This window comes from Wolbachia endosymbiont of Madathamugadia hiepei, from assembly GCF_013366855.1.
In the GTDB taxonomy this organism is placed as follows: Bacteria; Pseudomonadota; Alphaproteobacteria; order Rickettsiales; family Anaplasmataceae; genus Wolbachia.
In genome coordinates this window covers 1-5363 of the sequence record NZ_WQMP01000068.1, presented here as the reverse complement: position 1 = coordinate 5363, position 5363 = coordinate 1, and the positions used below count along the sequence as shown (strand labels likewise).

Here is a 5363-nt window from a genome sequence, read left to right as displayed (position 1 = left end):
AGCTTCTGGTTTTTACCTATACAAGCTGAAACGCGCTTATAAGTCGTTTAAGACATCACCCAACGCCGGATTTTAAAATAGAGAGTGGAATAACTAGCTACCTCAGGGTTTTATTGTCTTTTTTTCCCGCCTGGTAAATTTCTTAAATATTATAGCTTAGACTAGTTGCGTTTAAAAGCAGCTAAATTGCAGCATTTAAGGCATAAAAACGCCAATACTGAAAATAAATACCGACTGGGGTTTCTTTTGCTTTTTTTCTCTATTAGGTAAATTTCTTAATATTTATAGCTAAAGCAATTCAAAAGCCTGTGAAGGGTGTCATTCCAGCGCGTGACGCACAACTGTACGAATATTGTGATTTGAGCCTACCACTAGGGTATCATGCAAGTAGCTGACACTGGCATCCAGAAATTTTATTAAGTTGGTGAGTATAAAAGTAGCCGTTGTACGTTAAAATATAACATTAATTATTATGGAAAGAATGGATGCCAGTGTCTGGGCACTGGCATGACAATATCCGAAGGAACCAGTGTCGGCTACTTGGATGACAAGAAGAGGGTACTGGAATAAAGATAATAGTGTGAAGAGCCTCTTACAACTTACTTTTAATTAGTCTAACCCATGCGTGCCAATCTCTTTCACCAAGATTGCTTTCGAAAGACAAAAGATCCTTTACAGCTTTTGAGCAAATTTCTTCGCTTGGAATTGATAATTCCCTATTCATTGCTAATGTTAAACATTGAGTTTTGCACGCTTGTTCTAAGTGATATGTATAAAACATCGCTTCTTGTATAGTCCGACCACACGTTATAGATCCATGATTGCGCATTAACATGACAAAATTTTCTTTCAGATCAGCTATTAGTCTTTTTCCTTCTGTATCATCAAGTGCCAGGGAATTATAACCATGGTAAGATACCTTATTATAAAAATGCAGTGCCCACTAACTTGTTGGAAGTAACCCATCTTTGAGGGAGGAAACTGCTACAATAGAAGGTGTATGTAAGTGAAAAATTGCTTGAATATCTTTCCTTGCTTGATAAATAAAGCCGTGGATTATATAACCCGTTTTATTATATTGATATTCTTTGTCCTTAATAATATCTCCATCAAATGACACCTTCATTAATGAATTTTCATTCACTTCGTTAAAGCGTATACCAAATGGATAAATATAAAACGACTTTTGATCCTCAGAACGCACCGATAGGTGAGCGTATATATGGTCATCCAGTCCCAAGTAAGATAAAATCTAATAGGCGTAGACTAAGTCCCTTTTTACCTCGCTCTTTGTTAACAACACAATTTTCAGCTAAGATCTTCTGAAAGTTTATACAAGAAAATAGGCTCGTAGTAAACTCATACTTTTAGTTTGGAGGTAAATTAGGAAGAGGAATTCCTAGTAAGCAATTCTCTATTACATAATCTATGGAACTTGCACGGAATTTATGTCTCTGAATTACATAATATCTTAACTGTAAAAATAATTTTTCTATATAATGTTTTTAATGCTTTAAAGTTTAAGTTTCATGTTATTATGAATATAGATTTTAACATTATAAATAACATGATAAATATTAATACAAAGAAACAGATAGCAGGAGTTTTCGTATATATTATTGGCTTTTCAGGAAGTGGCAAGCTTTCTACAGCAATAGAATTATCTAATATGATAGGTGCACTGATTGTAAACAGCAACTTTTCCAACAATACTCAAATCCGCTCTATATATGATAATATCTTTGAATATGACCAAATCCCTAAAGAAGTCCAAGATAGAATATATAACGTTGCACAAATTATGCTTCAGGCAATAGAAGCCTATCCAATTCATTCAAAAAATTACATATTTATCGATGAATTGATGAAAAATAACGACTACAATATAAGGATATATAACTCAGTAGTAGAGCTTAGTAAAAGAATGAATACAAGAATTCTTCCTATAGTGCTAAAGTGTGACCTACCTACATTACAAAAACGCATTAAATTAAAAAGACAAAGGGAAAATAGGAAGGTTACTAACATGAGTAGTGTTATAGAGAAATTTAGGACTCGTAATTTATTTATACCGCCGAATGCAATAGAAATAGAAAGTTCAAATATGAGTATAAAAGAAGTAGCCGAAGAAATAACAAATCAGATGTACAGACTTAGTCAAATCGATAGAGTTTACGCAAAAGGTTAACTACAATAATTTCATATACTGGGGCTCATTTAAATATAGAGCGTCGACCCCATTTAATTTTTGTTTATTTTCTAGCCTATAACGGACCAATAGTCCTGCATGGCTAGCGCTTAACTCTGGTAAATTGCAATCCACATATGTGATGCAGTTATTGTCTGTCGTCCCAGTACCTATCACGCACTGGGCTGCAACTGGCTCTGACAGCGGCAATAAATTGAAATCAAATAACTGCGTGTAAAACCCCTGAGTATTTTTGATTATAGCTCTGATATTTTTTTTGCTGTTTGCACAAAGCAAGGATATTGCATATGCCTGAACTTCCAGTGCATTCACTCCGTATAACGGCTTATTCGTAGCAAGATTTAAGCCTTTTGCAGCCGATATACCAACTCTAATTCCAGTAAAACTTCCCGGCCCAACTACCACCACTAAGTGGTCTATTTTATCGTAGTTATAATCGTGTTTATTGAACAGAGTGTTCAAAATTTGAAAAAATGTTTCTGCGTGACTATTGCTGGTAGAATTGCGCTCTATAAAACAATTGCCATCGTGGTCAATTATCGCTACCGAACTACCAGCACCTACAGTATCAATTGCTAGAATGGACATTACTTAAGCTTATCGTAGAGTTTTGTAAACATTATAGTAAAAGCACCATTGCCCATAACATTTGCTGAAGTTATTATTGGATCAAACACTACATATAATGCTGTGATTAACGAGAGCATTTCTGGAGAGAATTTAAGGTACCTTTCAAGAATAGGCAGCATTACCACGATTCCTCCTGCTGGAATTGCAGCAATAGCAAACTTAAACAATAAAAAATAAAGAAGGAAAGTTACGTAGTCTGTCATAGATAATGCATAACCAGAAGTTATTATCATCGATAATATTATAATAAAAAAGCAATCACCTACTAAATGAAAGCCAGCAGTTATTGGTATAACAGACGATGCTACATCAGGTTGCTTTACATTTTTTTTGCTTCCTTCAAGAGTAAGTGGCATAGTTGCATTGCTAGACATTGCACTCATCGCAGTAATAAATGCTGGCATCATATTGCTTATGCTAGTTATCCAGCCTGTGATCTTAAACGAATTTGCTGCTCCGTATAAGAGAAAAACATAAAAGTAAGTTACGGATGCTATAATAACAAAAATTACTGAGCAATCTTTAAATATTATAGGTAGAACCCGATCATGTTGCATTTTTAAAGCAAGCCCAAGTACGAATACTGGAATGACTGGTATAAAAAAGACTTTCGGAATAAACAAAGTTAAATCTGACATTTTTCGCGAGAGCTCTTCGCTTTTTTTTGGCAGCAGAACAGACACTATTAAACTGGACATAAATCCATAGGTGAGAGCATGAAAGTTAGAAAGGAGTAGCGGCAGCTTAAACGACCACAAAGGAGCAATTGTTTCTTCATATGTTATATCTTGTATTGAATAAGTGTTTTGCAGGACAAAATGTCCAATTGAATAAGCAATTAAACTTGAAGCTAGATTCGATAAGAAAATCATTATAACAAGTAGTAATATAAACTTTATAGCCGACTGCTTAAGATTGTTAATACTGCTGAAGATTAACGCAAAGACAACAAAAGGCATTATAAATAGCAAAATTTCTTTGATACTTAAGCTCACTGAATACAAAAAGGTTTTTGCTTCTATCGGAACTAGATGACCAAAAAATACAACTGAAGCAATAATAGTGAGTAAGGTTAGCAGTTGTAGCATGTTTTGATATAGCAATATTCTATGAACATAATGCAGTGAGTTGGTTTTCAAGTAAAGCAAAACTACCTAAACTGCTGTAATGCATTTATCAAAAACTCAACTTCAATCCAGCCAAAAGCACGTAACCTGAGTTGTTTTTAGACTCTTCGATGGGCTCTTCGGCATTAAATTTTACAATATCGAAATAGTATGAACTGCCCATAAAAAGAGAACTTTTAAGGCTTAAAGCATATGATGTTAATTTGTTCGTACCTTTGTCTGCAATATCCCGACCACTATTAAAATATGTTAAGCTCAATTTGCAAGAATCAGAGCGGTAAGCGACACCTGCATTCGTATAATACGTATTAGTCGTGATTATATTTCTTGCCCGATTTACCACCATTACCGTATGAAAAAATGCAATCAAGATCGAAAAGTTTCAGGTTTAAACCAAAATCCCAGTGCAATAATTGATTACAACCCTTATAACCTTCAGAAGTTTCATCTGAACAATCAGTTAAATTTTCTCTTGCAAATTCACCAGTTAAAGCAGCAGTAAAATTTATATCATCCGACAAACTGTTCTTATAGGAAAGGCCAGCAGCAACTAGATTGCTATAATACAAGTTATTCTTCCCTGGAACATAACTAAGCCCAAGTTGAAAGTTATAAATCTCAGGGGAGGTATAGCTTGTTGCTGGTTGCTTTAATTTCAGCTCTAGTCCATTATAATCACTATAAATATTGGGTTTAACCCAAAAGACTTTGTCTTTATTGTATCCAGTACCAATGCTCTTCTTTTCATCGCCACGCAGATTTGCGTAGTTTGTCCACCAACCATTTACTCCTCCAGCAGCCACATAAATTTTTGAAGTATTGATCAGCATACTTTGACTGACTAAACTTCTTTTCCCATACTCAATTGATCGAAGCCCCCGGTTTTTTATGATAAAATACCATTCCTCCATGCCTAGTTTTGTTATATCCAACTCCTTTAGGTTTGCGATACCAGAAACTCCTACCTTAACATTAAACCCCATTTGAGTATTCGGATAAACCTGCTGTAAGTAAAGAAAGCGCGAGTGTGAATGACTTGAAATCTTGTCTTTAGGCTTAATATTGAAAGAATCTTTGTTAAAAGCGTAGCCAAACCTCAAATCTATTTTTCCGTCCAGTTCTGCGTAAAATATTCCCTTATCCAGAATTACCCTAGCGTTAGAACTATTTTGCGAGAATAATAACGAGAGCAGCGCTATTAGGCAGTATCTCAACTTCATGAATAAACTTTTATAAAAATGCAAGTTTAAATCCAATATAGACAAAAGATAACTTTTTTACATAAAATATCAGATTTTGTACTGTGCAGCTAGTCTCTGTGAAAAAAGTTTATCATGAGAAAATAAGGAAAGATGTAGCAAAAACTGGTAGTTTAACTTAGCTACAAATAGAGAAAC

General features: G+C 34.5%; 3 protein-coding genes and 2 pseudogenes. 1 reads left to right on the top strand and 4 read right to left on the bottom strand.

The features are described from left to right. Window positions 1-592 precede the first annotated feature (592 nt). Window positions 593-1252, bottom strand: a pseudogene (locus GO685_RS03210) (class II aldolase/adducin family protein). 315 nt (window positions 1253-1567) lie between these two features. Between GO685_RS03210 and GO685_RS03205 the strand changes: the two are divergent. After that, the gene (locus GO685_RS03205) at window positions 1568-2188 is read left to right on the top strand and encodes a DEAD/DEAH box helicase family protein (RefSeq protein ID WP_175937546.1); all 621 of its coding nucleotides are present in this window, start codon (window positions 1568-1570) and stop codon (window positions 2186-2188) included. Here the strand turns inward: GO685_RS03205 and tsaB are convergent, their stop codons facing one another. The 3 genes and pseudogenes from tsaB to GO685_RS03190 form a co-directional block, all read right to left on the bottom strand. Beyond that, complete coding sequence (gene tsaB, locus GO685_RS03200) at window positions 2189-2797, bottom strand: tRNA (adenosine(37)-N6)-threonylcarbamoyltransferase complex dimerization subunit type 1 TsaB (protein WP_175937544.1); 609 nt, start codon at window positions 2795-2797, stop codon at window positions 2189-2191. Then, on the bottom strand, window positions 2797-3927 hold the full coding sequence (locus GO685_RS03195) for a cation:dicarboxylate symporter family transporter (RefSeq protein ID WP_175937545.1): 1131 nt from the start codon (window positions 3925-3927) through the stop codon (window positions 2797-2799). The genes tsaB and GO685_RS03195 overlap by 1 nt, the downstream gene beginning before the upstream one ends. A gap of 88 nt (window positions 3928-4015) precedes the next feature. Then, a pseudogene (locus GO685_RS03190) lies at window positions 4016-5186 on the bottom strand (porin). Window positions 5187-5363 lie beyond the last annotated feature (177 nt).